Here is a 25,759-nt window from a genome sequence, read left to right on the forward strand (position 1 = left end):
TTTGCGGAGTGATTCGGTCTCTGACAGAGTCAAAAAGATTATCAATTGGATCACAATTGCTGCTGGAGTTATATTGGTGGCAATTCTTATATACATCAGTTTGATGGAATAGATTAATATTGTCTAGAATGCATCCTGTCTCAACATTGAGGCGGGATGTTTTTTGCGTATACAAGGATAGAATTGTGCGAATTATTGATAAAAAAGAATAGAAAAATTATTGATTGGTTTGTAGGCTGGTGCTAGAATGAAAAGCAAGTTGTAAATGAATATACACTGGTAAAAAAATTAGAATTTTAAGGATGGATATGATTTCAAAAATTAAGAACACCTTGTTCGCGGCAATTGTCGTTGTCCTCTCCTGGCTCTTGCTCAGCCTGGTGCAGGACTATGACTTGCAGAGCATTCCAAATCTGCACCAAGTCGTGTCGATTACGTCGTGGGACAAGAAAAAGTCGAAGAAAGAGATCTACCAGCTCTTGGCTAAAGATGCCAAATCAGCTGGGATCGACCTGGTTAAGCTGCGCTTGCTCGACCAGGATGGTAAAAATACGAAGCTGGTCTACAATTTTAATTCCAGCAGCAAGACACAATATTCCTGGCGAAAGAGCAGCCAGGTCAAACGCCTAAGCAAGAGCAAATTGATGCTTGAGGATGTTTTAGGTAACTACTATACCAATGCCACAACTGCCCAGTTTGCCTCTTTAGCCTCTGACTTAAGCGAGGCAGGCTTGCAGGTGACGGTCTACAAATCTTCCTTTAAAGATGAACTCTTAAACAATACGGTTTATCAAGACGGACTCCTGGTCTTTTCTAGCTTGCTGGGGATGCTCTTGATCATCATGATTCTGGATAAGTCCTTCCGTTACAAAGAGTACGCGATCTTGCAGGTCAATGGTCTAAGCTCTGGGAAAATCTTCCGCCGCGACTTCGCTAAAGAAATTCTTCCTTTTATACTGACGATTCTCCTGCCCTTAATAGCCTTTAGCCTCCTGACCATTAGATCATTAAACGGCCAGGGCAGCCTCTTTTACATTAAGGCGATCTGCCTGCTTCTCTTGGCATTATCCATAACTTACTGGATCTTTGACTTCATCTCCTATGTCAGCCTTGCTTTGATCAAGCCTTACGCGGCCATCAAGGGCCAATTTGCTGGCAAGGGTTTCTTATACTTAGGCTACGTTTTAAAAATCGCCATTGTACTCCTGCTTGGTGTAAATCTGGCCAGCTTAGGGCAAAAATACTCCGCCTACCAGCAAGACAAACAGATCATGCAGATCTGGCAAAAGAAGCCAGCCAGCAACATCGCCAACCTTGGCCAAGTTGACCAGGGCAATGAAAAGCGGGTGAAGGTGGTCGACCGGAAGGTACACCGCCTGGTGGCCAGCGACAAGCAGGCCATCCTTGCCAAAAATGCCCAGCAGTTCCAGCCGGCTTCGTCCAGCACCGACATCCAAAACGGCAATGTCCTGGTTGTCAACCCAGCTTTCTTAAATGCAAGTTCAGTCAAAGATGAGCAGGGGAAAAAGGTAACGGCAAATGACGCAAATACCGTCTACATCTTGCTCCCGAAAGACCGGGCTTACCAAAAAGCATCCTTTGAAAAGAAGGTAAGATCCTGGATCAAGTTCCAGCAGACTTTGCCCAATGTCTATGGAAAAACTAAGCAAATCAAATATAAGTTAGTCTACATCCAAAGCCAGCAGGTCTTTAATTATACGGCTGGTCAGGATATTGCCAATTCGGTTTCAACTGATCCGATTATCTTGGCAATTGACACAAAACTATTGTCTGACGACTTCTTTACGGCCAGTTTGACACAAGGACAAGTAGTCTTTCCAAACCTGGCCAAGCTGCAGAAGGGGATCAAAGAAACTGGCTTGACCAGCTACGTCAACGGCATCACCAATGTCAAGAGTACGGCTGCCAGCCTTTATGCCCAGCTCTTGACAGAACTGTCGATTATTGGCGTCATTGCGGTCTTGTCTTTGACACAGATGTTCTTCATGGTCAGCTATGTCAGTGCCAGCTTCTTTGAGAGCAAAAAGCGGCGGCTGACTGTCTACCAGGTCTTTGGCTTAAGTAACCGCAAGCTGGTCAGTCAGTTTGCCCTGGCAAATGCCTTGACCGATTTGGCCTTGCTGACCATTGTGCTTGCCCGGCAGGGGCAGGCCGGCATTTTCTGGCTTGGCCTGCTCTTAGCAGCCTTGGAAGTCGCTGCTATCGCTTTGAGTGCTAAGCAGGCGGAAAGCAATATGCTGCGGGGCTTAAACCGCGGAAACTGAGGATAGATTATGATAAAAGCAGAAAAACTAAGCAAAACTTTTGGCGATAAAGTCATCTTGAAAGAAAGCAGCTTCCAGCTGGAAAGCGGCAAGAGCTATGCCATTGTCGGCCGCAGCGGGGCAGGGAAGAGTACCTTGCTGAACATGCTGAGCGGCTTGGAAAAAGCTACCAGCGGCCGTGTTTTGATCGATGACCTTGAGGTCAATAAGCAAAACATCAAACGTCTTCGCCGGGAAAAATTCGGCTACGTCTTTCAAAATTTTGCCTTGATTGACAACGAAAGCATTGAGAGCAACCTGGCCATCGGTTTAGCTGACGCCAAGGGCAGCCGGAAGGAAAAGCAAAAGCTGATGCGGCAAGTGCTTGACCATTTGGACGTTAAGGCTGACTTGTCCCAGACTGCCTACAGCTTAAGCGGCGGGGAGCAGCAACGGGTGGCTTTGGCCCGGATCCTGCTCAAAAAGCCGCAGATCATCTTTGCTGATGAGCCAACCGGGTCCCTGGACGCGGGAAACGGCCAGCTGGTCCTGGACTCACTTTTAGCTGACTTTGGGCCAGACGCTACTTTATTGATTGCCACGCACTCACCAGCTGTCTGGGAGCAGTGTGACTACATTATTGAACTTGCCAAGCAAGAAATTCAGATTCACAAGAATTAAATGGAGATATAGATATGAAAAAACTGACTAAAATTTTAACTGTTATCGTTGCCCTTGCTGCCGGTGTCGCAGCCTTCTTCATGCTGGTTCACAACTCAGTGACCGACCGGCTCAATCCTTTTATCAAGGCTGAAACCAGCTATGCTAAAGTTGCAACTGGGACCCAGAACTACACTAATGTGACCATCTATAATGAAAAGGGTCAAAAGGAAAATTACCAGCTGGCCAGCGTAGGGGGCTATGACCCAGCTAAGGGCTACCTTACCATCAAGCATAAGGGCCAGTACGTTTCCTACGTCGAATACATCAGTGCTGCTAAGTACAAGCAGATTACTGGCTGAAAGTGAAATTGGCCCTTGACGGGCAATCTTAGACCTAGTACAATAGTAGAAGTTGAGAACAAGAAGAAGCCCCCGCTTCTCGCCTAAGTTATTTAACCTCTGGGCAAATCGATATTTTCTGTTGATTTTAAAGGCGGGTGCAATATGCCCGCTTTTTTCTTGTCCTCGAAATTAACATGGAGGTGAACAGTTATACCACAGAAACAAAACAACATGATCCTTAACGAAAGCATCCGCGCTCGTGAAGTTCGGCTGATCAACGCTGATGGTGAACAAGTTGGGGTCGTGTCAAGAAATGAAGCTCTGCGCCAAGCGAGCGATGCTGGCCTCGATCTGGCTTTGATTTCACCAAACGCCAAGCCACCTGTAGCAAAGATTCTTGATTATGGTAAATACCGGTTCGAACAGCAGAAGAAGCTGAAGGAATCACGCAAGAATTCCAAGCAGGTCAGCGTTAAGGAAATCCGTTTGAGCCCGACGATTGAAGGCAATGACTTCGAAACCAAGTTGAAGCATGCACGCAAGTTCTTAGAAAAAGAAGGCGCCAAGGTTCGTGTTTCGATTCGTTTCAGAGGCCGCGCGATCACGCACAAGGAATTAGGACAACAAGTGCTGGAAAAGATGGCCGAAGAAACTTCGGATATTGCTGTTGTAACCAGCCGGCCAAAGATGGAAGGCCGTCAAATGTTTTTAATGCTCAGTCCTAAGAGTGATAAAGACAAGAACAAAAAATAGTTAATTGGAGGAATTTTACCATGCCAAAGATGAAAACCCACCGCGCTTCAGCTAAGCGTTTTAAGAGAACTGGTAACGGCGGTTTGAAGCGCCACCACGCCTTCACTGGCCACCGTTTCCACGGTAAGACCAAGAAGCAACGTCGTCATTTGAGAAAAGCCGCTATGGTTTCACGCAGCGACTTGAAGCGCATCAAGCAAATGCTTTCCCAAATGCGTTAATTTACTATTTTTTAATACACTAACGATATTAGGAGGATTTTCAGATGCCAAGAGTTAAAGGTGGTACCGTTACACGCGCACGTCGTAAGAAGGTTTTGAAGCTTGCCAAGGGTTACCGTGGTTCAAAGCACGTTCAATTTAAGGCTGCAAGCACTCAATTGTTCGTTTCATACAAGTACGCATTCCGCGACCGTAAGAAGCGCAAGAGCGAATTCAGAAGACTGTGGATCGCCCGGATCAACGCAGCTGCTCGTCAAAACGGCTTGTCATACTCAAAGATGATGCACGGCTTGAAGCTGGCTGGTGTTGACATGAACCGTAAGATGTTGGCTGACATCGCCTACAACGACGAAAAGACTTTTGCCGCTTTAGCAGAAACTGCTAAGAAGGCTTTGGCTTAATTCTTTGGAAGAAACGCATCTAGCTTGGCTAGGTGCGCTTTTTCTTTGTTAAATGCCGGCTTTCAGATATAATTAAGGAAGATGAAATTTAAGGAGGAAAACTCAGACATGAGTGAAGAAATTCGCTGCATCGGCTGCGGCGCCGCCCTGCAGAGCCAGGACGCCAAAGCCCCCGGCTATCTGCCTGCCAGTGCCCTGGCCAAGGTAGAAAATGGTGAAAGAGAAGAAGTTTACTGCCAGCGCTGCTTCCGCTTGCGCCACTACAACGAGATCATGCCGGTTTCTTTGGACAATGACGACTTCTTGGCCCTCTTGAACACTTTGGGTGAAAAGAAGGCCCTGATTGTCAACGTGGTGGACCTGTTTGACTTCTCCAACTCGCTGATTTCTTCTTTGAAGCGCTTTGTCGGCAATAACGACTTTATCCTGGTCGGCAACAAATTGGACCTCTTCCCGAAGAATTCCAAGGAAAGCAAGATCAAGGACTGGATGCGGCAGGAAGCCAACCGGATGGGCCTGTACCCCAAGGACATCTTCTTGATCTCCGCAGCCAAGAAGAAGAACCTGGACACTCTGATTGAATACTTGAACAAGCACAGCCAGGACCAGGATGTCTACTTCGTCGGCACGACCAATGTCGGCAAGTCGACCTTGATCAACGCCATTATCGATGAAATGGGTGACGTTAAGGACTTGATCACTACTTCTCGCTTCCCGGGGACCACTTTGGACCAGATCGAGATTCCTTTGGACAACGGTCACTTCTTAGTCGACACGCCAGGGATCTTGACCGACAAGCAACTGGCCAGCCGGCTGGACCCGAAAGACCTGGACCTGGCTTCGCCAAAGAAGCCGCTTAAGCCGGCCACTTACCAGCTTTTGCCAGGCAATACCATCTTCTTGGCAGGCCTGGGCAGAATCGACTACCTGAAGGGGCCGTCAACCAGCTTTACCATCTACGCTGCCCGGGGCATGTACATCCACCGGACCAAGACGGAGAAGGCTGACGAATTTTACCAAAAGCACGTCGGTGAATTATTGTCTCCGCCAGGGCCAAATAGCGACCTGCCGCCGCTTAAAGGGCAGGAGTACAGCATCAAGTACCGCAGCGACGTATTGTTTGCCGGGGTAGGCTTCATCACCGTGCCGGAAGGCTGCGTGATCAAGGCCTACACGCCGGGCGGAATTGGCTTAGGAACCAGAAGAGCTTTGATTTAGAGGTTTAAGTATGGATTCATTGGTAGATTTCAGTAAAGAAACACAAGTAAAAGTGCAGACGGCTGAAAGCCAGAGAAAAGGCAAGCAGATCGGCATCATGGGCGGCACCTTCAACCCGGTGCACATGGCCCATTTGGTTGCCGCTGAGCAGGCCATGACCAAGCTGCACCTGGATGAAGTCTGGTTCATTCCAGACAATATTCCCCCGCATAAGGACGCTCCCTTAAACGTGTCTGCCCGCGACCGGGCCACTATGCTGGATTTAGCTACCCGGGACAATCCTCGTTTCAGGGTCAAGCTGCTGGAACTTTTCAGAGGCGGCGTTTCTTACACGATTGATACCATGCGCTATTTGACCAAGAAGGCGCCGGAGAATACCTACTACTTGATCATGGGCAGCGACCAGGTCAACAGCTTCCACAAGTGGAAGAACGCTGATGAACTGGCCAAATTGGCCACCTTGGTCGGCATCCGCCGGCCTGGCTACCCGCAAGATCCCCAATATTCCATGATCTGGGTTGACGCTCCGGACATCCGGCTCAGCTCAACCGCTATCCGCCGGGCTGTTTCAACAGGGACCTCAATCCGCTACCTGGTACCGGACAAGGTCCGCGAATATATTGAAGAAAAGGGGCTTTACCGTGACTGATCCATTTTTTAAGGAAACATATTCTCCCTTGTCCAGCAGTGAATTAGTGGCCAAGGAAAAGAGCATGATGGATGAGAAGCGCTTTGCCCACTGCGTCCGCGTCAGTGAAACTGCCCGGACCCTGGCCAAGTTGAACGGCTATGACGAAGACAAGGCAGCCTTGGCCGGTTTTGTTCACGACTACGCCAAGCAGATTCCAGTCGAAGAATACATCAAGATCATCAAGGAAGAGGGCTTTGACCAGGATCTTTTGAACTGGAACCGGGCTATCTGGCACGGGATCGTGGGCAGCTGGTTCATCAAGCGCGACCTCGGCATTACTGACCAGGAAATTTTGACCGCTGTCTACCGGCACACTACCGGGGACGTGGAAATGACCACCCTGGACCAGATCGTCTTTGTGGCTGACTATATCGAACCTGGCCGGACCTTTGCCGGCGTTGAAGAGGCCAGAAAGACCAGCTACGCGGATTTAGCTTCCGGGGTTGGCTATGAACTGGCCCACACTCTGGCCTTTTTGATTGAAAAGAGAAGCAAGATCTACCCAAGGACTTTGGCTGCCTACAATGTCTGGGCAGCTGAGTAAAAATAGATAAAATTAAAAGTAAGAAAACATTAGGAGAAAAATTTGAAGAGCGAAGAATTACTTGACTTAGTTTTAAACGCAATCAGCGAACGGCACGGGGAAGACACCGAAGCCTACGACATGCGCGGCATCAGCATCCTGGCTGACTACTTCGTGGCCACCAGCGCCACTTCCAGCCGTCAGCTGCACGCCATTGCCAACAGCATCATCGAAGCCTGCCACGAAGCTGGCTTTTACGACTACCGAGTTGAAGGCAACCATGACTCAGAATGGCTCCTGGTTGACTTGGGCGACGTCGTGGTCAACATCTTTTCAGAAGATGCCCGGGCCTTCTACAACCTGGAAAAGCTCTGGGCTGACGGCAAGCGCGTGGAACTTGAGGAAGACTAGGCAATGAGCGTTGTCGGGATTGTTGCTGAATATAACCCTTTCCACAGCGGTCATGAATTCTTGATGACCCAGGCCCGCTTGATCGCCGGCGATGACCCCATTATCGCGGTCATGTCCGGCAATTACGTCCAGCGTGGGGAAATGGCCATTCTGGACAAGTGGTCGAGGGCCCGCAGCGCCATTGAGGCCGGGGCTGACCTGGTTTTTGAATTGCCATTTTCCTATGCAGTCCAAGCAGCTGACATGTTCGCTACCGGCGGGGTTGACCTTTTGACCCGCTTGGGGGCCAAGAACCTGGTCTTTGGGGTTGAAGACGCCAACTTGAACTTTGAATATTTCGGCGACCGGATCTCCAAAATCCCCCGGCAAAGGCAGGAATTCGCTGACTACAGCCAGACTTATTCCACCCAGTACAACCAGATGGTGGCCCGGGAAGTCGGCCATGAAGTCAGCGAACCCAACGCGATTTTGGGCCTGGCCTATGCCGTGGCCAATGCCAATCTGGGCTCACCGTTAAAGCTCAGCCCGGTTAACCGGGTAGGGGCTGGCCATGACGATATCCTGCAAAGAGAAGCAGCCGTTCAAAGCGCCAGCGCGATCCGCAACCTCCTTTTAAACGGGGCAGAGCGGGAGGAATTGGAGCAGTGGCTGCCGAAAGGGGAAATCGCTGCTTTTGACCAGGAAAAGATCCTGCCCAACTGGGAACTGCTCTTCCCATTTTTGAAATACCGGCTGGAATCAGCTTCAATCAAGGAATTGCAGCAGATCTACCAGATGAGCGAAGGCCTGGAATACAAGTTCAAGGCGGAAATCCACCTGGCTGAAAACTTCGCTGATTTCCTCCGCCGGGTCAAGTCCAAGCGCTACACCTATTCAAGGTTAAGAAGATTAAGTCTCTACACCTTGCTGAACGTGACTGAAGCAGATGTCTTAAACAGCTACGACCATGTTTCCACCATGCTTTTGGCCTACAGCAAGCGGGGGCGGAAGTATTTGAAGCAGCAGCGGAAAGACTTCGCGGTTGACATCGTTTCCAAGGTGGATCGCAAGAATGCCCAAGAAGGGACCCTGGGCCTGCAGGTCAGGGTTGACCGCTTATTTGAACAGATTGTTGGCGCTGACCAGAACTTTGGCCGGCGGCCACTCGAGGTAAATTAATGCTAGAACTTTCATTTTTCCAAATCAAGAACAGCCGGGAGCCTTTGACCCAGATCTCAGCTGATTTGACTTTTGCTGACGGCTTTTACGAGCGGGCCAAGGACCTGGTCTACGAGGTCAAGAGCGCCCACGTGGAAGGGCAGCTCTTTTATGACGAACCCTTCGTGACTGGCAATTTCCAAGTGGAAGCCGACCTACTGGTTCCGTCCTCCCGCAGCCTGGAAGCTGTGCCTTTAAAGCAGAAATTCAGCTTTGTGGAAAATTATTCCGACCATGAACCGACCCAGGAAGAAAAAGAACTGGGCTTGATGATCATTCCGCTGGACGATGACCGCATTGACGTGCAGACGGCCGTGGAAGACAACATGCTCTTGAATATTCCAAGCACGGTTTTGACCAAGGAGGAAGCTGAAGAAGATCTTTACCCGGAAGGCCAGGGCTGGGAAGTCATGTCTGAACAGGACTTTGCCGGCCAGAAGAAGGACCAGGTCAACCCGGCCTTCGCCCAGCTGCAGGGCCTTTTGGACAAGATGCAGGCTGAAGAAGACAAGAATAAAGCAGAAGACGAAGAAAAATAAAAACGAAAACAATCTTCAGTAAAACAGGTCTTTTCCCAGAGAAAATTCATCTGGCAAGGGACTTGTTTTTCTATGGGACTTGTTAAAAAGCTGATTTTGGGCTATCCTAGAATTATTAAAATATACTTTAAGATTATACTTGGATTCAGCAGACCCAAAAATTAATCAGTAGGACGTGAGGGGATAAAAACATGCCGAAAATTTTAATTGTTGAAGACGAAAAGAACCTGGCTCGTTTCGTCGAACTCGAACTCCAGCACGAAGGCTATGAGACCGTAGTGGAAAACAACGGCCGCAAGGCTTTGGACCGTGCTTTGAGTGAAGACTTCGACGCGATCTTGCTGGACTTGATGCTGCCAGACTTGAATGGTTTGGAAATTGCCCGCCGTGTACGGCAGAGCAAGACCACGCCGATCATCATGATGACTGCCCGCGACTCCGTAATTGACCGGGTATCAGGCTTGGACCATGGGGCTGACGACTACATCGTCAAGCCATTTGCCATTGAAGAACTGCTGGCTCGCCTGCGTGCTGTCTTGCGCCGGGTCAAGATCGAAAAGGATGCTTCAAAGGACAAGCTGCCGCGGCAAAAGGTGGTCAAGTTCAAGGACTTGACCATCGAAACCGCCAACCGGATCGTTCACCGGGGCGACGGCAAGACTGTTGACTTGACCAAGCGGGAATACAACCTGCTCATGACCTTGATCGAAAACAAGAACAATGTTGTTGGCAGAGACCAGCTCTTGAACAAGATCTGGGGGCCGGAATCAAACATCGAAACCAATGTTGTCGAAGTTTACGTCCGTTACCTCCGCAACAAGATCGATATCCCTGGCCAGCCATCTTACATCAAGACGGTGCGCGGAACCGGCTACATGGTAAGAGACGAGGACGACAATGCATAAGCAAAGCGCCAGCGGCAAGAAGGAGACCAGGCACGTTTCACTGATCGTGAGATGGGTCAGCATCGTCGCCATGACGATCACGGTCTCCTTTCTTGTTTTCTCAGCTGTCGTCTACAATACGGTCAAGCAGGAAGCCCTAAGCCAGCAGAAAGATACTTCCAATGAAGTCGTCAACATCCTCCGCAAGCGCTTGGTAGGCATCGACGATGAGCTGGAAATCACCAACGTGGTCCAGCAATTGTCGCCCAATACCAGACGGATCTTGAAGGGCGGGCCGGCTTTGTCAGAAAATGACAGCAACAACAGCAGCGTTTTTGGCGACACGGTCTTAAGTACCGTGACCAACCCTGACGTGACCGTGGCGATCTACAATCTCCGCAATGAGATCGTCTTTCATAACGGCGACAGCGCTCCTAAATTGGTCAAATTCACCAGTGAAAGCAAGAGCGTGGTCAAGGAAGACAAGAAGGGGCAAAGCTCCCTGTATGTCTACCGGAAGGTCAGAAACCGGACGACTCATAAATTGACCGGCTATATTGTCGTCAAGAACCAGATGACCGGCTACAACCGCTTGATTACCCGGACTCTGCGGGCTATGCTCTGGCTCTCAATTCTGGGGGTCAGTCTGGCCATCGTCGTTTCCTACTTGGTTGTCCGCAGCGTTGTCAGACCAATCAAGAAGATGTCCAAGGTGGCCAGGGAAGTTAACGCTGACCCCAACAGCACGGCCAGAATTCCCGAGCTGCACAGAAACGACGAACTGGAAGAACTGGCCCTGTCTTTCAATATGATGCTGGACCGGATGCAAAAGTATATCGAACAGCAGAAGCAGTTCGTCTCTGACGTCTCCCACGAATTGAGGACGCCTGTGGCGGTCATTGAGGGCCATCTGAGCATGCTTAAGCGCTGGGGCAAGGATGATCCCCAGGTCCTGGAAGAATCCATTGACGCCTCGATTTCGGAGGCTGAGCGGATGAAGCACTTGATCCAGGAAATGCTGGATCTGACCCGGGCTGAGCAGATCAGCGTCCACTACCCGAATGCCATTGCTGAGCCGATGGAAGTTTTGACTCGGGTAGTCGGGGACATGGGCATGGTTCACCCGGACTTCAAGATTTCTTTGGAAGTTGAGGACCTGGACCCGGATACCAAGATTCAGATTTACCAGGGGCACCTGGAGCAGATCCTGATCATCTTGATCGACAACGGGATCAAGTACTCAACTGACCGCAAGGAAATCTCTGTGGCTGCCGGCCAGTCCGGCCAGGAAATGCAGATCGTGGTCCAAGACTACGGCGAAGGGATTTCCGATGAGGATAAGAAGAAGATCTTCAACCGCTTCTACCGGGTCGACAAGGCCAGAACCCGGGAAAAGGGCGGCAACGGCCTGGGCCTGTCGATTGCCCAGAAGCTGGTGGAATCCTACCACGGCACGATTGACGTTGAATCAGTCTTAGGCCAGGGGAGCCAGTTCAGAATCACCTTCCCGGTCTTGACTGACGAAGAAGTCAAGCAGTTAGAAAGCCGGCAGCAAAAGCAGGCTGGAACTGAAAATCCGAAAAAAGATCCGACAATTTAACATTCAGAACAAAATAAAAGCCGCTGTTCAGCGGCTTTTATTTTTTCTGTTTTGTTGATTATTTTCTTTGCTTTTTATTTGTTTTTTCTTTGGAAGATTACTTCCGCTTCTGCTTGCCCTGGTTGCGCTTGCGCAGGTCGCCGGACTTCGGCTGGCTGGCGTTTGGCTTCTTTTCAGCGGCTGGCTTCAAGATCTGGTCGATCTTGGCTTGAGTAACGACTTCCACGATTGGGCTGTCTTCCAGTTCCTTGGAAACCCGCTTCTTGGCCCGCGGCTGCACGATGAAGGTGGTGATCAGCTGCTGGATGACCATGACCAGGTTGCCGACTGCCCAGTAAAGAGCCAGGGCGCCGGAGAAGGACATGGAGAAGAAGAAAGTCATGATCGGGTTCATCAGCATGGTGGCCTGCATGGTCTTCTTTTGTTCTTCAGGGATGCCGATCATGGCCACGTAGCTTTGAATCAAGGCAAAAACAGTGGCAATGATGGCCAAGACCATGGACTTGCTGGACAGGGAGATGCCGAAGAAGGTGGACTTGGCCAGGGTGCTTGAGTAAGCCACGGCCTGGTAGATCCCGATCATGATCGGCATTTGAATCAAGAGGGGCAGGCAGCCCATTCCGCCAGTCATGGAGACATTGTTCTTAGAGTAGATCTCTCTTTGCAGACCACTCAAGGCCAGCTGCTGGTCAGGAGTCATGCCCGGGGTCTTCATGGCCTTTTGCAAAAGCTGCATCTGTGGCTGCAGGCGATGCATTTTTTCTTGCTGCATGGTTGCCTTGTGCTGCTGGTTGATCATCAGCGGCATCAAGATCACTCTGACGACCAAAGTGATGATGACGATAGCCCAGCCGGCCCCGCTGGCCCCGCCAATGGCGTGGGCGATGTTGACGGTGATATGCTGCAAAGGCAGGCCGATCCACTCATAGATCCAGTAGTAAGGACCACTGGTTGGTGCCTTCAAGCTGCCGTTCTTGCTGGTCTGGCTGGCGCAGGCCGTAAGAAAAAGCGGCAAGAGCGCCAGCAGACTGACTGGTAACAAACGTTTTTTGATTTTTTTCATTGATTAGTTTCTCTCCAAATTTTTAGGATCTGACTAATATAATACATGAAAAGAATGCATTTGTTCCATTTCAGGCAGAACTTTTGTGTCCAAACGGTAAATTTTCGCGTAAGGAGCGGCGTCTGGCAGCGCAGCTTTAAACTTGACCAGGTCAGTTGGCGTACCTTGAATGACGATGGTGACCGTCCCGTCGGGGTTGTTCTTGGCGGTGCCGGCCAGGCCCATCTTCTGGGCCAGCATCTGCACGCACCAGCGGAAGCCTACCCCTTGGACGACCCCATGTGCTAATAGTTCCCATGTTTGCATTTTGCTTACCTTCTTTATTTTTTGCAAAAAATCATTAAAATAGTATTTCTAAGGAGTATTTTATCATGCAAGAAAGAACATCTGTCAACAATCCGCAAATTAAGGCCATCGGCAAGCTGAACCAGAAGAAATACCGCGAAGAAAGCGGCTATTACCTGATCGAAGGCTTCCACCTGGTCGAAGAAGCTTTAAAAGCAAGAGTCAAGTACCGGGAAATTCTGGCTACTGAAGAGGCACTCAGCCGCTTGGAGCAATTGGACCTGGCTTATGATGAAGACAAGCTGATCAAGATCAGCCAAAGCGTGGCCAGCCACCTCAGCAGCACCAAGAATTCCCAGGACATCTTCATGACCGTCAAGATCAACCAACCAGAGAATTTTGATTTCAGCTACGGCAAGTGGGTCCTTTTAGATGACCTGGCTGACCCGGGCAATGTCGGCACCATCATCCGGACCGCTGACGCGGCCGGCTTTGACGGGGTGATCCTGTCAAACAAGACGGTTGACCTCTACAATCCCAAGGTGCAGCGGTCCATGCAGGGGAGCCAGTTCCACTTGAACTTGATCAAGGCTGACCTGGCAGAAGCCATTGCCAGCTTGAAGGCAGCGGATATTCCGGTTTATGCCAGTCTCTTGGACCCTTCTGCTAAACAATTGGGCGATTTTGCCCCAGTTGCCCAGGTTGCCTTGATCATTGGCAATGAGGCCCATGGGGTAAGTCCGGAAATCGCGGCACTGGCTGATGAGAAGCTTTACATCCCGATCAAGGGCCGGGCTGAGTCCTTGAACGCCGCTGTTGCCGCCGGGATCATGATCTATCATTTCAGCTAAAAAACGTTTCGCTTGTTTTTCGTAAGTAAAGTATGCTTAAATAGATAACATGGAAACTAATTTGAGGAGGATTCTCTATGACAGAATTAGCCGAACAGGACGCGCCATGCTGTAAAAATGCTGAAAACTACGAAATGTGCGCCCGCTTCGTCAAGGCCTTTGAAATCATCGGCAAGAAGTGGAACGGCTTGATTATCAGCTCCTTGTGCGACACTAAGGCCATGCGCTTCAGAGACCTGGCCCACGCGGTTGGTGCCTGCTCAGACCGGGTTTTGGTTGAACGCTTGCGGGAGCTGGAAGCTGACGGAATTGTCAAGCGGTCCAAGGATGAAGAAAAGAAGATCGTCCTTTACACTTTGACGCCAAAAGGAGCCGAATTAAAGCCCGTCTTTAACCAGGTGCACATCTGGGCGGACAAGTGGGCGTAAAAAATGACTTGCATTTAAGCCAGTTTTAGCCTATGATTTTAATTAATTACTAAGAACAAGACTAGTAACAAGACTGATCTTTGACAGGGAGGTTTCTTGGCAACTGAAAGGAAACCAAAGAGCAGCTTGCGAATTTCATCTTGCGAGTAGGATCTAATCAATTCCGGCTGCCACCGTTATCGGTATAGAGCGCAGGCCTTTTTAGGCCTGAACTAGGGTGGTACCGCGAAGCTTCGTCCCTTTTGGGGGCGGAGCTTTTTTTGTTGAAAGGAATAAGTAAATGGATTTATTTGATCGATTGAAGGCTCTGCGTGAGCAGGGGCTTGCTGAAATCAAGGAAGCAGAAAGCGAAAAGAGCCTGAATGACGTCCGGGTCAAGCTGGTCGGCAAGAAGGGTGAACTGACGGAAATCCTTCACCAGATGAAGGACGTTGCTCCGGAAAAGCGGCGGGAAGTTGGCCAGAAGGTCAACGAACTCCGGGACCTCTTCAATGAAAACCTGGCCAGTGCCAAGGATGAATTGATCGAAAAGGCCATTGAGGCCCGCCTGGAAGCTGAAAAGATCGACGTGACCCTGCCAGGGCGCAGAAAGCACGTCGGCTCCAAGCACCCGATCAGAATCATTCAAGACGACCTGGAACGCTTCTTCATCGGCATGGGCTACCAAGTCGTTCAGGGGCCGGAAATCGAAAGCGAACACTACAACTTTGAAATGCTGAACCTGCCTAAGGACCACCCGGCCCGGGACATGCAGGCTACTTTCTACGTTGACGCTGACCACCTGCTGCGGAGCCAGACTTCACCAGTCCAAGCCCGGACTATGGAAAAGCATGACTTTGACAAGGGGGACCTCAAGATGATCTCCCCAGGCAAGGTTTACAGAAGAGACGATGACGACGCCACCCACTCCCACCAGTTCATGCAGATGGAAGGGCTGGTTGTCGGCAAGAACATCTCCTTGAGCGACCTTAAGGGGACCTTGGAACTGGTTGCCAAGCACGAATTCGGCCAGGACCGGGAAACCCGCCTGCGGCCAAGCTACTTCCCGTTTACCGAACCTTCAGTTGAAATGGATGTTTCCTGCTTTGAATGCGGGGGCAAGGGCTGCGCGATCTGCAAGAACACTGGCTGGATCGAAGTTCTGGGTGCCGGGATCGTTCACCCGAATGTTCTCTCCGCTGCCGGGATTGACCCAACTGTCTACTCCGGCTTTGCCTTTGGCCTGGGCCTGGACCGGTTCGCCATCTTGAAGTATGGCATTGACGACATCCGCGACTTTTACAGTGACGACGTGCGCTTCTTGCAACAATTCCGTCAGGAGGAAGATTAATGTTAGTTTCTTACAATTGGTTGAAAGATTTCTTGAACATGGACGGCGTAGATCCTTACGCCTTGGCTGAAAAACTGACCCGGTCCGGGGTCGAAATCGCCTCAACGGTTCACCCGGAAGACGGCTTGAGCAAGCTGGTCGTGGGCCACATTTTGACCTGCGAAAAGATCGAAGGGACCCACTTAAACAAGACCACGGTTGACGTCGGTGAAGACGAAGCCCGCCAGATCGTCTGCGGGGCGCCTAACGTGGCAGCTGGCCAGGACGTGATCGTGGCGCTGCCAGGTGCGCATTTGCCAGGCGGGATCAAGATCAAGAAGGGCAAGCTGCGCGGGGTTGAATCCAATGGGATGATCTGCGGCCTGCAGGAACTTGGCTTCAGCGACTCAGTTGTTCCGCCGAAGTACGCTGACGGCATCTGGGTCTTCCATGATCCGGACCTTAAGCCTGGTGACTCTGTCTTTGAAGCTTTGGGGATGGACGACTACGTTTTGGACTTCGACATTACGCCAAACCGGGCCGACACTTCCTCAATGGAAGGGGCAGCTTACGAAGTCGGTGCCTTGATCGACCAGAAGCCAAAGATCGAAGACGTTGTCCTCAAAGAAGACGGGGCAGACTGGACTGGCGACTTTACTGCCGTTGCCGATGAAAAGATCGCTCCGAAGTACTACTTGAGAAAGCTGACCGGGGTCAAGATTGCTGAAAGTCCCCTTTGGCTGCAGGCCCGCTTGTGGAATGCCGGTATCCGCCCAATCAACAACGTGGTCGACGCTACCAACTATGTCATGCTTTTGACTGGCCAGCCAATGCACGCTTACGACGCCAAGCTTTTTGACAAGACCAAGAAGATCGAGGTCCGCCTGGCCAAGGAAGGCGAAAAGCTGCAGCTCTTGAATGAAAAAGAAATCGACCTGGACCCGCAGGACATCGTGATCACTGATGGTGAACAAGCAGTCGGCCTGGCCGGCGTGATGGGCGGCTTGAACAGTGAAGTTACTGAAGAAACCACTGACGTGATCTTGGAAGCTGCTGTCTTTGACCCAGCTTTGACCAGAAAGGCGGCTCTGCGGCATGACAACCGGACTGACGCTTCAGCTCTCTTTGAAAAGGGGATCAACTGGGACAACACCCAAAAGGCCCTGGACGCCTGCGCGCTTATCTTGCGGGCTAATGCCGGCGCTACTGTCTTAGCTGGTGAAATCAAGGCCAGCGACCAGGACAAGCAGCCAGTTGTCATTACTACTACTGCATCCCGGACCAACAAGATCCTGGGCACTGACCTGCCTATGGACGAAATCGTCAAGATCCTGGGCAAGCTGAACTTCCCAGTTGAAGTAAAGGGCGACGAATACACGGTAACTGTGCCAAACCGCCGCTGGGACATCTTCATTGACTCTGACATCTTTGAAGAAGTTGGCCGGATTTACGGCTATGACAACATCAAGTCCACCCACCCGGCTACTGGTGAACTGACTGGCGGCTACGCTGCTGATGAAGTCAAGGTCCGTCACCTGCGTCAATTGCTTGAAGGGCAGGGCCTTAGTGAAACGATCAACTACTCTTTGACTTCTGAAGAAATGGCCACGACTTTTGTCAAAAAGGCCCTGGCTCCAGTCAAGGTCAACTGGCCGCTGAACTCAGCCAGAACCACCATGCGGCAAAACTTGATCTGCGGCCTTTTGGACACGGTTGCCTACAACTTTGCCCGCAAGCAGACTGAACTGCAGCTCTTTGAAAACGGCCGCGTCTACGACATGGAAGGCGGCGACTACCACGAACACGAACACCTGGCAGCCGCTTACGTCGGCCTGGCCGGGGAAAGCAACTGGCAGCACAAGGACGAAGTAGTTGACTTCTACTATGTCAAGGGACAGCTGGAAGACGTATTTGAAATGATCGGCGTCAAGGACGTGGAATACCGGGCAGAGTCAATCAAGGGGATGCACCCGACCAGAACGGCTGGCATCTACGTAAATGATGAATACATCGGTTTGATCGGCCAAATCGCCCCAGTTTTGACCATGACTGACAAGAACTTCGCCGGCAAGGAAATCTACGTTTACGAACTGAACCTGGATGCCTTGCTGCCTTTGATGGCTAAGGGCGTCAAGTCCAAGCCGGCTCCGAAGTACCCAGCCGTTCAGCGGGACCTGTCCATCCTGGTTGACGAAGACGTCACTAACGCCCAAGTTGAAAGCTGCATCAAGGAAAATGCCGGCAAGTACCTGGTCAGCGTTGAAGTCATCGACGTCTACCAAGGCGCCCGCCTGCCAAACGGCAAGAAGAGCCTGGCCTACCGCTTGACCTTCTTAAACGAAGCAGAAACCTTGACTGACGCGGTTGTAACTAAGGCAACTGACAATGTGCAAGCCGCTTTGGAAGAAAAATTAGCAGCAAACATCCGTTAATGGTTGACTTTCGTGGAATTAAACTCTAATATTTAACATTGCATAATGCGTTAAATAAAGGAGAATCAAAATGCCTGAAAAAACCTATGAAATGACTGCCGAAGGCAAGAAGCAGCTGGAAGAAGAACTGCAAAACCTGAAGTTCGTCAAGCGGCCGCAAATCGTTGAACGTTTGAAGATTGCCCGTTCTTACGGGGACTTGTCTGAAAACTCAGAATACGATGCAGCCAAGGATGAACAAATGCGGCTGGAAGAAAGAATCGATGCCGTCAGCGAACAATTGAAGTACGCTGTCGTTGTCGACACTGATGCCGTTGACCCCGACGAAGTAAGTATCGGCAAGACCGTTACGGTTACTGAAGTCGGCGAAGATGAACCGGAAACTTACGAAATCGTGGGGAGCAGCCAGTCTGACCCATTCCACGGCAAGGTTTCCAACGAATCTCCGATCGGCAAGGCCCTGCTTGGCCACAAGAAGGGTGAAACGGTCAAGATCAACGTTGACTCAGCCAACGTCAGCTACGATGTCGTAATCAACGACGTTAAGACGAGCGACTAAAAAGGCGCTGTCCACACGGACAGCACCTTTTTTTGTACTCTATTTTACTGTTTTAAATTCTCTGCTTCTTTTTCAAGAGCAGGTAGACAGCTAAAGTTATCAGGCTGATCAAGCTGCCGGCAAGGAGGCTGACCGGCAAATAGATCAAGGTCAGCTTGTGCTTGCCCCCCTTTAAGTTAAAGGCCAGGAGGCTGGAAGCATATTTGCTGGTCTTGACCCGCTTGCCATTGTCATAGACCAGCCAGTTCTTGGAATAAGGAATGGTCGTGATCCAGAGCTTCTTTTGGCTCTTGAAGGCCTGGCTGGAAATTTTCAAGCCAGTCTGCTTTAACTTAAGTTCTGGCTCTTTCAGCTGCTTGATCCCGGCCTTGAAGGCGGAATTGTTGAAGTGCCAGAAGAGAAGACCAGTTAAGTCCAGGGTCGAATTGGTCAAGTTGAAAGTGACCTTGATCCTGGTCTTTTTGTTTCCGCTGGCAACGTTGACCAGGCGGATCTGCCCGTCCCGGCTCTCGTAGTTGTAGAAGATGTCGTTGACGCTCAAGCTGGCGGTCTTGAAGTCAAAGCCATCTGGGAGCTGCAGGTAGTATGAGTCATCGTTTTTTGGCGTCAAGATGAAGGTGACGGAAGCCGGCTTGGCTGAGTTAGCTTTTTTAAAGACCAGAGGGTTGGACTGGTTGACCTTTAAGTTGGTCAGCTTGATCTGGCTCTTGACCTTGCTGAAAAGCTGGCCGGACAGGCCCAGGCTTTCCCAGAGCTTCTGCTGGTTGTAAACTGGGTCATTGTCCAGGAACTTGACCTGCTTCTGCTGGCTTTGGCTGGCAAAAATGAGTGGCAGGGCCTGCTTGTTTTCCAAAATGCTAAGCTGCTTGAACTGCTTTTTCGGATAATAGCTGTTTAGATCTGCCCGGTGGTTCAAATTGTCATATGGCATCCGCTGGGCAGCTGAGACGCCGTCATAAGAATAATTCGGCTCCAGGTAGTATTTGACCCCCAGGAAGGCATCAGTCAAGAGCGTCCCGCCCTGGTTGGTGTAAGAGTTGCTGTTGTGGACATAGCCCAAGCGGCTGAGCAGGTTGGAAGTGCTAGAGTTGCTGATGGAGTTGAAGGTCGTCACCCCGTAGTAATTGCCGGTGAAGGGGTCGTCATCAGACCGGCTGAAACTCTTTTCCGTTCTGTAGAGGCTGGAATCGGTCTTGGCCAGGTAGCTGGTCGCCTGGTTGACGTTGGCTTCAAACTTGGCATAGTTCTTGTTTTCCTGGTAGGAAATCGCGTTTAATGAAAAAATCAAGTTGACCGTGACTTCAGAAACTACCAAAAGCAGGGCATAGTGGCCGGCCAGGTAGTGCTGGCCATAGATAAAGAGAATAAAGAGCAGGCCGGCCAATAGAAAGAGGCCGGTCGCGATCTGCCCGTCTTGCCGGATAAATTCCAGCTTGTCAGGATCGATGGCCAGGTAAATGGAGACGCTGGCTCCTAAAAGGGCCGCCAGGATTTTCTGCTTGAGGTTGAAGACGGGCTCCCTGTCCATATTTTCCAGGGCCAGGTTCAAGGCATAGAAGGAGACCAGGAAGCTGAAGCGGGCCGGGTACCAGACCGGGAACTGGCCCAAGTGCCAGATCAAAACCAGGGGGGTAAAGGACAAAGACAAGACCAGGAAGGCCAAAAGCAGGCCTCGGGTCAATTTTTCCCGCTTGCTGAACTTGGCATTAAAGATAAAGAGCAGGGCCAAAAGGGCAAAGCAGGAGGAGATGAAGATGTTGGGCAGACCGTCCGACATTTCATGGAAGCTGTAGGCCCCGTCGATTAATTTGGCAACCAGCTGATAGGGCGGGAACTGGAAGTTCAGCTTCCAGCTGATATCGGCATCGGTTTTGCCGGCTAAAAGCTCCAAAAAAGTCGGCCAGAGGCTGACCCCGGCCAGGCAGGAGCCAAAGAAGCTGGCCTTGAAGTAGGTCCAAAAGCGGACTTTCCGCTCACTATTTGTGGCCAGACCCACCAGCAGGTAGAGCAAGCCAAAAAGCAGGGTCATGTAGCCGGTATAGAAGTTGGTCAGCCAGAGCAGGAAGGTGACCAGGACCAGGTGATTTTTCTCCCCGGCCAAAAGGCGGTCAATGGCTTCTTGCAGCCAGGGCAAAAGGACCAGGCTGTCCAGCCACATCAAGTTTAGGTTGTTGGCAACGACAAAGCCGCAGAGGGCAAAGGCCAGGCTGGCAGCCAGAACGTATTCCTTGGCCAGCTTGTACTTCTTTCCCCAGACCAGGTAGCTGGACAGGCCGATGGCCCCGATCTTGCAGGAGATGACCAAAAGGATCCCTTGAGGCAGGAACTTTTGCGGGAAAAAGAGCAAGAGCAGGTTGAAGGGACTGAGCAGATAATAGCTGTCCGTCCCCAGCATCGAGCCCCCCAGGCCGCTGGCAAAGCTGTAGATCAATTTGCTTGGGTCCTTAAAGAGCTTTTGCTGGTAGTAGGCCAGGAAGTCAACATACTGCTGGCCCAGGTCAACGGTCAGGATATTGCCTTTCTTAGAGATGAAGTAGCCGGCGAAGATAAGGGCCGGCAGGGCGAAGGCCAGGCAGGCATAGAGCTGCTTAAGGCCGAATTTTTGGAAAAAACGTTTTATTTTGGATATGTACATTAAGAATTAGCTAACTCCTCTTCTGAATGATAGAATTGCGCAGGTCTTTTTGCTAAAATTACTTGTTAGTGAGGATGGTTTTATCGTGAGTTATTTTAGAAAGAATAGCGGAACTGGCAACAGTAGTCAAACCGCAAACACCCCTCTCAGAATGAAGATTCTGGTCGGGGTCATCGTAATTTTGTTCGCGGCCTTAATTGGCCAATTAGCATACTTGCAGCTCTTTTACGGTTCGCGCTTTTCCGCGGAGGTCAATGCCACCGACGAAAACACCATGACCAAGTCTGTTCCCCGGGGGGTCATGTACGACTCCCAGGGCCGGATCCTGGTCGGCAACAAGGCTGAAAACGCGATTACTTACATGCGCAGCCTGTCAGCGACTTCCAAAGAGATGTACAAGGTTGCTAATACCCTTAGTAATTATATAAAAATTACCGACGAAAAGCCGACAAAAAGACAAATTGCTGATTACTACCTGGCTGATGAAAGCCGGGCCAAGAAGGTTTTGGCTGCTTTGCCGAAGTCCCAGAAGAAGTCTAGTCTGTCAACTTCAGAGATCAACGACAATGAAGTGGCTTATGTTGAAAATACCCTTAAGCCAAGCTTGACCAGCAAGCAAAAGACGGCGGCCCTCTTGTACAACAAGATGTCGGGGGCCACGACTTTGTCGACGATCAACTTGAAGAGCAGTGGGCTCAGCAACAAGGAAATCGCCCAGGTCGGCGAGCACCTGTCCTCCATGCCGGGGGTCGGGATCGGTACCGACTGGAACCGTTACTACCCGAACGGGTCTTCAATCAAGAGTATCATTGGGTCAGTCTCCACGACCAAGACCGGTTTGCCGAGCGACAACCTGCAATACTACCTGGTCAACGGCTATTCCAGAAACGACCGGGTTGGGACTTCCTACCTGGAAAAGGAATATGAAGCCCTCTTGAAGGGGACCAAGGCCAGCTACAAGGTTACCAGCAACTCCAGCAACGAGATCACCAAGACCAAGCAGGTTTACAAGGGCCAGTCTGGGGCCAGCTTGAAGTTGACGATTGACGCCAAGTACCAGGCAGCCGTAACCAAGGCCCTCAAGCAGCAGTTTAACTCAGCCTTGAGCGCTGGGGCAGCCAGCTTGTCCAGCGGTGCCTACGCGATTGCCATGAACCCGAATACCGGGGCTATCCTGGCCATGTCCGGGATCAGCTATGACCCGTCAACTAGCAAGATTACCGACAACGCCCTGGGCAACATCAACCAGTCCTTCGTTATGGGGTCTGTTGTCAAGGGGGCCCAGGTGGCTGGGGGCTTGATCAACAAGGTCATCACTCCAACCAACAACACCCTGCCGGACACGGCCATCTATCTGCCGGGTTCTCCGGTCAAGAAGTCCGTTTACCCGACCGGGACCTTCAGCTCCTTGACGGCGGCCAGCGCCCTGGAAGTATCTTCCAACATCTACATGATGCAGCTGACCCTGCGCTGGGTGAAGGCCAGCTATGTGGCCAAGCAGTACATTCACATGCCGCAGACAGCCTTTGAGACCTTGAGAAACAACTTTGCCATGTTTGGCTTGGGGCAAAAGACCGGGGTTGACCTGCCGGGTGAAAGCTCGGGTATCCAGGGGGCGTCAACTGACTCCAACGGGATTATCCTGTCCGGGTCAGTGCTTGACGAATCCTACGGGAACTACGACGCATACACCCCAATTCAGCTGGTTCAGTACATTTCAACGATTGCCAACGGGGGCTACCGGATGCAGCCATACGTTGTCCAGTCTATCGGCCGCACCAGCAGCGACGGCAAGCACTTCTATGCTTACTACAACAAGAAGCCGACTGTCCAGTTCAAGATCCCTTGGACAACTGATGAATTAGCCGTCATCAAGCAGGGGCTCTACCAGGTTGTCCATGGGTCAAATGCCTGGGGGACGGCCCATGCTTTGAAGAACGTCAAACCGTCGATTTCGGCCAAGACCGGTACGGCCCAGACTTTCTACTACAACACCAAGACCAAGAAGTCGACAGACACTGAACTGATCAACGAAACCATGGTCGGCTGGGCTTCTTCCAACAATCCGCAGATTGCCTTCGCGATTGTTTTTGCCGGCATCGATCCGGACAAGGAAGGCAGCTACAACAAGAACATGGCCAAGGCGATGGTGACGACTTACTACAAGATGCATAAAGGGAAGTTTTCAAGTACAAATTAACAGTTAATTTACTGAGATAACTTGCTCTTTGCCCTTGAAAATGTTATGATTGTACAGTCAGATATTAATTGTAGGTGGTGAAAATAATGGCAGACAACATCATTTTAGAATGCACCGAATGTGGCGACAGAAGTTACTTATCTAAGAAGAACAAGCGTAAGCATCCGGAACGTTTGACCTTGAAGAAGTATTGCCCAGTTGAAAGACAGGTAACTCTTCACCGCGAGACTAAGTAATAAAAGATAGCAGGTCGAAAGGCCTGCTTTTTTTATTTTGCAGGAAGAGAGGGCGTGACTGCTTTGATGGACAAGAAAACTTTCCGCTCCTGGCAAAGGAAGCGGCTGGCGGATTTTGCCAAGAGCCCGGCTAAAAAACGGCAAGACCAGGAATTGACGGCGCTGGCCCTAAAGCACCCAATGCTCCAGCAGGCCAAAAAAATCGGACTAACCCTGCCAATGCCGCTGGAAGTGGATATAAGGGGCTTGATTAAAGAGCTGCGGAAAGAAGGCAAGGAGCTCTATTTGGCCAAGTGCCATCCTGGCTGGCAGCTGGACTTTTTAAAATGGGACGAAGCTGCTCCCTTAATGCAGACCAAGTTTGGGGTCTGGGAGCTGGCTGAAGAAAATGAAGTTGATAATAATTTGGACCTGCTTTTTGTCCCTGGCCTGGCCTTTAGTCCGGCGGGCAAGAGCCGGATCGGTTTTGGCGGGGGCTACTATGACCGCTTTTTAGCCAAGAATCCGGTCAAGACCCTGGCCCTGGTCAATTCAGTCATGTACTTCAAGACTCCTGCCTGGCCAATGGAAGACCATGACCAGGCGATGGATGATTTGATAATTGTAAAGGAGGCCGGCGATGAATAATCTGCGGCGTAATTATATGACAACCGCTCTGGTTGTGATCCTCTTTGCCGTTTTCCTGGTGGAAACCTTTATGGGCGGCTCTGAGAGTACTTCCGTTCTGCTGAAAATGGGGGCCATGTTTAACCCGGCCGTAGTGATGGAAGGACAGTGGTGGCGCCTTTTTACCGCCCAGTTCCTCCACATCGGGATCATGCACATCGCCTCCAACGCGATCATGATCTACTATATCGGCCAGTATGCTGAGCCGGTTTTCGGCCACTGGCGCTTTTTGCTGATCTATCTGCTGTCAGGGGTTGGCGGCAGCCTCTTGACCCTGGCTTTTGGCAATGACCAGGCGATCAGCGCCGGGGCGTCAACTGCCCTGTTCGGTCTTCTTGGAGCCATGACCTGCGCGGGATTCAAGGACAAAGACAATGCGCTCTTGTCCTTCTTGGGCCGGCAGGCTTTAGCCTTAGCAGTCATCAACCTGGTCTTGGACGTCTTCATGCCTGACGTGGACATCCTGGGCCACCTGGGCGGCTTAATCACCGGGGCCCTACTGGCCATTATTTTGGGTGATGCAACTTACCGGGGCTATGGCAAGGGCGGCCGGCTGTTGGCGGCAGCTGCTTTGATTGTCTATGTGGTTTTGACTTTGCGTTTAGGAATGGCAGTGACGGTGTAAAATGACTGTTTTGAAAAATCTTTACGATGTCCAGCAGCTTTTGAAAAAATACGGCATCCTGGTCCACTTGGGCAAAAGAAAGTGGGATATCGAACTAATGGCGATTGAGCTGGACAACTTGTATAAGGCAGGCGTTTTAGAGAAAAAACTCTATTTAAACGCCAAGCTGGTCTTAAAGCATGAACACGAATACGAAGAGCGGCTTGAGCGGGAAAAAAGGCTGGACTAGCTAGCCCCAGGCTGAATTTAGCGTTATTATAAGATAAGACTTGCAAGAAGGAGCTTTTTTTCACATGACCAATTTTTTAATCGTTCTTGACGTCATCTTAGGCGTCATCCTGCTGGGCTTTCTGGGCTTCTGGGCTTACAACCGGATCCAGGCCAAGCGCCTGGGCGGGGAACTGACCAACGAGGAATTCAAGGCCGGGATGCGGAAGGCGCAGATCATCGACGTCCGCGAAGCCGATGAGTTCAAGCATGAACATATTGACGGGGCAAGAAACATCCCTTACACCATGTTCAAGTACCAATACACCGAACTGCGGCCAGACCTGCCGGTCTACCTCTATTCGGACTCTTTGACCATGACCCTGCGCTGCGCCAGCATCCTGCGCAAGCACAATTTTGCCAAGGTCTTTTATCTCAAAGACGGCTTCTCCCAATGGGACGGCCGCAAGAAGGCAGCCAAGAACTAAGCTGAAAGCTTGCTGAGAAAATTTCTCAAGCAGGCTTTTTTGGTTTATGATGATAGAAGAGAAAATTGC

General features: G+C 50.8%; 28 protein-coding genes and 2 other annotated features. Of the genes, 25 read left to right on the plus strand and 3 right to left on the minus strand.

Going from position 1 to position 25,759, the window contains the following annotated elements; all coding sequences use genetic code 11:
* Positions 1–308 precede the first annotated feature (308 nt).
* The 14 genes from ACI32D_RS04070 (at position 309) to ACI32D_RS04135 (ending at position 11,706) form a co-directional block, all read left to right on the plus strand.
* Positions 309–2,285: a hypothetical protein gene (locus ACI32D_RS04070; protein WP_439775370.1), complete on the plus strand. Its 1,977-nt coding sequence runs from the start codon at positions 309–311 to the stop codon at positions 2,283–2,285.
* Positions 2,286–2,294: 9 nt separating this feature from the next.
* Entirely contained in the window at positions 2,295–2,945 is a 651-nt protein-coding gene (locus ACI32D_RS04075) for an ATP-binding cassette domain-containing protein (RefSeq protein WP_439775371.1), read from the plus strand.
* Between the two features lie 14 nt (positions 2,946–2,959).
* Complete coding sequence (locus tag ACI32D_RS04080) at positions 2,960–3,286, plus strand: YxeA family protein (RefSeq protein ID WP_439775372.1); 327 nt, start codon at positions 2,960–2,962, stop codon at positions 3,284–3,286.
* Positions 3,287–3,340: 54 nt separating this feature from the next.
* Positions 3,341–3,452, plus strand: a sequence feature (ribosomal protein L20 leader region).
* Between the two features lie 47 nt (positions 3,453–3,499).
* A complete protein-coding gene (infC, locus tag ACI32D_RS04085; protein WP_439775373.1) occupies positions 3,500–4,021 on the plus strand; it encodes a translation initiation factor IF-3 in 522 nt (173 codons plus the stop codon).
* Positions 4,022–4,041: 20 nt separating this feature from the next.
* Complete coding sequence (gene rpmI, locus ACI32D_RS04090; protein ID WP_002879235.1) at positions 4,042–4,242, plus strand: 50S ribosomal protein L35; 201 nt, start codon at positions 4,042–4,044, stop codon at positions 4,240–4,242.
* Positions 4,243–4,286: 44 nt separating this feature from the next.
* On the plus strand, positions 4,287–4,643 hold the full coding sequence (gene rplT / locus ACI32D_RS04095; RefSeq protein ID WP_002879237.1) for a 50S ribosomal protein L20: 357 nt from the start codon (positions 4,287–4,289) through the stop codon (positions 4,641–4,643).
* 108 nt (positions 4,644–4,751) lie between these two features.
* Complete coding sequence (yqeH, locus tag ACI32D_RS04100; protein WP_439775374.1) at positions 4,752–5,861, plus strand: ribosome biogenesis GTPase YqeH; 1,110 nt, start codon at positions 4,752–4,754, stop codon at positions 5,859–5,861.
* A 10-nt stretch (positions 5,862–5,871) separates the two neighbouring features.
* Entirely contained in the window at positions 5,872–6,510 is a 639-nt protein-coding gene (locus ACI32D_RS04105) for a nicotinate-nucleotide adenylyltransferase (RefSeq protein ID WP_296225406.1), read from the plus strand.
* Positions 6,503–7,096 carry a bis(5'-nucleosyl)-tetraphosphatase (symmetrical) YqeK gene (gene yqeK / locus ACI32D_RS04110; protein WP_439775375.1) on the plus strand — a complete coding sequence of 198 codons (594 nt, stop codon included), beginning with the start codon at positions 6,503–6,505 and terminating at the stop codon, positions 7,094–7,096. Before ACI32D_RS04105 ends, yqeK begins: the two co-directional genes overlap by 8 nt.
* A gap of 42 nt (positions 7,097–7,138) precedes the next feature.
* Complete coding sequence (rsfS, locus tag ACI32D_RS04115; RefSeq protein WP_439775376.1) at positions 7,139–7,486, plus strand: ribosome silencing factor; 348 nt, start codon at positions 7,139–7,141, stop codon at positions 7,484–7,486.
* A gap of 3 nt (positions 7,487–7,489) precedes the next feature.
* Positions 7,490–8,644, plus strand: coding sequence for a nucleotidyltransferase (locus ACI32D_RS04120; protein ID WP_439775377.1), 1,155 nt, complete (start codon positions 7,490–7,492; stop codon positions 8,642–8,644).
* Positions 8,644–9,222: a DUF177 domain-containing protein gene (locus ACI32D_RS04125; protein ID WP_439775378.1), complete on the plus strand. Its 579-nt coding sequence runs from the start codon at positions 8,644–8,646 to the stop codon at positions 9,220–9,222. The genes ACI32D_RS04120 and ACI32D_RS04125 overlap by 1 nt, the downstream gene beginning before the upstream one ends.
* 191 nt (positions 9,223–9,413) lie before the next feature.
* On the plus strand, positions 9,414–10,127 hold the full coding sequence (locus ACI32D_RS04130; protein WP_050952641.1) for a response regulator transcription factor: 714 nt from the start codon (positions 9,414–9,416) through the stop codon (positions 10,125–10,127).
* The gene (locus tag ACI32D_RS04135) at positions 10,120–11,706 is read left to right on the plus strand and encodes a HAMP domain-containing sensor histidine kinase (protein WP_439775379.1); all 1,587 of its coding nucleotides are present in this window, start codon (positions 10,120–10,122) and stop codon (positions 11,704–11,706) included. Before ACI32D_RS04130 ends, ACI32D_RS04135 begins: the two co-directional genes overlap by 8 nt.
* 97 nt (positions 11,707–11,803) lie before the next feature.
* Here ACI32D_RS04135 and yidC read toward each other — a convergent pair whose 3' ends face one another.
* Positions 11,804–12,769 (minus strand): membrane protein insertase YidC, encoded by a 966-nt coding sequence (gene yidC, locus ACI32D_RS04140; RefSeq protein WP_439775380.1) that lies wholly within the window; start codon positions 12,767–12,769, stop codon positions 11,804–11,806.
* Positions 12,770–12,802: 33 nt separating this feature from the next.
* The gene (locus ACI32D_RS04145) at positions 12,803–13,075 is read right to left on the minus strand and encodes an acylphosphatase (protein WP_439775381.1); all 273 of its coding nucleotides are present in this window, start codon (positions 13,073–13,075) and stop codon (positions 12,803–12,805) included.
* Positions 13,076–13,140: 65 nt separating this feature from the next.
* Between ACI32D_RS04145 and ACI32D_RS04150 the strand changes: the two genes are divergently transcribed.
* The 5 genes from ACI32D_RS04150 (at position 13,141) to greA (ending at position 18,633) form a co-directional block, all read left to right on the plus strand.
* Positions 13,141–13,905: a TrmH family RNA methyltransferase gene (locus tag ACI32D_RS04150; protein WP_439775382.1), complete on the plus strand. Its 765-nt coding sequence runs from the start codon at positions 13,141–13,143 to the stop codon at positions 13,903–13,905.
* 77 nt (positions 13,906–13,982) lie between these two features.
* On the plus strand, positions 13,983–14,333 hold the full coding sequence (locus ACI32D_RS04155) for a winged helix-turn-helix transcriptional regulator (protein WP_270447644.1): 351 nt from the start codon (positions 13,983–13,985) through the stop codon (positions 14,331–14,333).
* A gap of 42 nt (positions 14,334–14,375) precedes the next feature.
* Positions 14,376–14,577: a binding site (T-box leader), on the plus strand.
* A gap of 36 nt (positions 14,578–14,613) precedes the next feature.
* Positions 14,614–15,663, plus strand: coding sequence for a phenylalanine--tRNA ligase subunit alpha (gene pheS / locus ACI32D_RS04160; protein WP_439775383.1), 1,050 nt, complete (start codon positions 14,614–14,616; stop codon positions 15,661–15,663).
* Positions 15,663–18,074 (plus strand): phenylalanine--tRNA ligase subunit beta, encoded by a 2,412-nt coding sequence (gene pheT / locus ACI32D_RS04165; protein WP_439775384.1) that lies wholly within the window; start codon positions 15,663–15,665, stop codon positions 18,072–18,074. Before pheS ends, pheT begins: the two co-directional genes overlap by 1 nt.
* 70 nt (positions 18,075–18,144) lie before the next feature.
* The gene (gene greA / locus ACI32D_RS04170) at positions 18,145–18,633 is read left to right on the plus strand and encodes a transcription elongation factor GreA (protein WP_439775385.1); all 489 of its coding nucleotides are present in this window, start codon (positions 18,145–18,147) and stop codon (positions 18,631–18,633) included.
* Positions 18,634–18,685: 52 nt separating this feature from the next.
* Here the strand turns inward: greA and ACI32D_RS04175 are convergent, their stop codons facing one another.
* Complete coding sequence (locus ACI32D_RS04175; protein ID WP_439775386.1) at positions 18,686–21,268, minus strand: YfhO family protein; 2,583 nt, start codon at positions 21,266–21,268, stop codon at positions 18,686–18,688.
* Positions 21,269–21,353: 85 nt separating this feature from the next.
* On the opposite strand from ACI32D_RS04175, the gene ACI32D_RS04180 reads away from it, so the two are divergent.
* The 6 genes from ACI32D_RS04180 to ACI32D_RS04205 all read left to right on the plus strand — a co-directional run bounded on the left by ACI32D_RS04180 (position 21,354) and on the right by ACI32D_RS04205 (position 25,690).
* Positions 21,354–23,468: a peptidoglycan D,D-transpeptidase FtsI family protein gene (locus ACI32D_RS04180; protein ID WP_439775387.1), complete on the plus strand. Its 2,115-nt coding sequence runs from the start codon at positions 21,354–21,356 to the stop codon at positions 23,466–23,468.
* A gap of 86 nt (positions 23,469–23,554) precedes the next feature.
* A complete protein-coding gene (rpmG, locus tag ACI32D_RS04185; RefSeq protein WP_002879260.1) occupies positions 23,555–23,704 on the plus strand; it encodes a 50S ribosomal protein L33 in 150 nt (49 codons plus the stop codon).
* 54 nt (positions 23,705–23,758) lie between these two features.
* Complete coding sequence (locus ACI32D_RS04190) at positions 23,759–24,331, plus strand: 5-formyltetrahydrofolate cyclo-ligase (RefSeq protein ID WP_439775388.1); 573 nt, start codon at positions 23,759–23,761, stop codon at positions 24,329–24,331.
* Entirely contained in the window at positions 24,324–24,995 is a 672-nt protein-coding gene (locus ACI32D_RS04195; protein WP_439775389.1) for a rhomboid family intramembrane serine protease, read from the plus strand. Before ACI32D_RS04190 ends, ACI32D_RS04195 begins: the two co-directional genes overlap by 8 nt.
* A 1-nt stretch (position 24,996) precedes the next feature.
* Complete coding sequence (locus ACI32D_RS04200; RefSeq protein ID WP_439775390.1) at positions 24,997–25,224, plus strand: YqgQ family protein; 228 nt, start codon at positions 24,997–24,999, stop codon at positions 25,222–25,224.
* A 64-nt stretch (positions 25,225–25,288) separates the two neighbouring features.
* Complete coding sequence (locus tag ACI32D_RS04205; protein ID WP_412137351.1) at positions 25,289–25,690, plus strand: rhodanese-like domain-containing protein; 402 nt, start codon at positions 25,289–25,291, stop codon at positions 25,688–25,690.
* Positions 25,691–25,759: the final 69 nt, after the last annotated feature.

The organism is Lactobacillus sp. (assembly GCF_051873315.1).
Taxonomy (GTDB): Bacteria; Bacillota; Bacilli; order Lactobacillales; family Lactobacillaceae; genus Lactobacillus.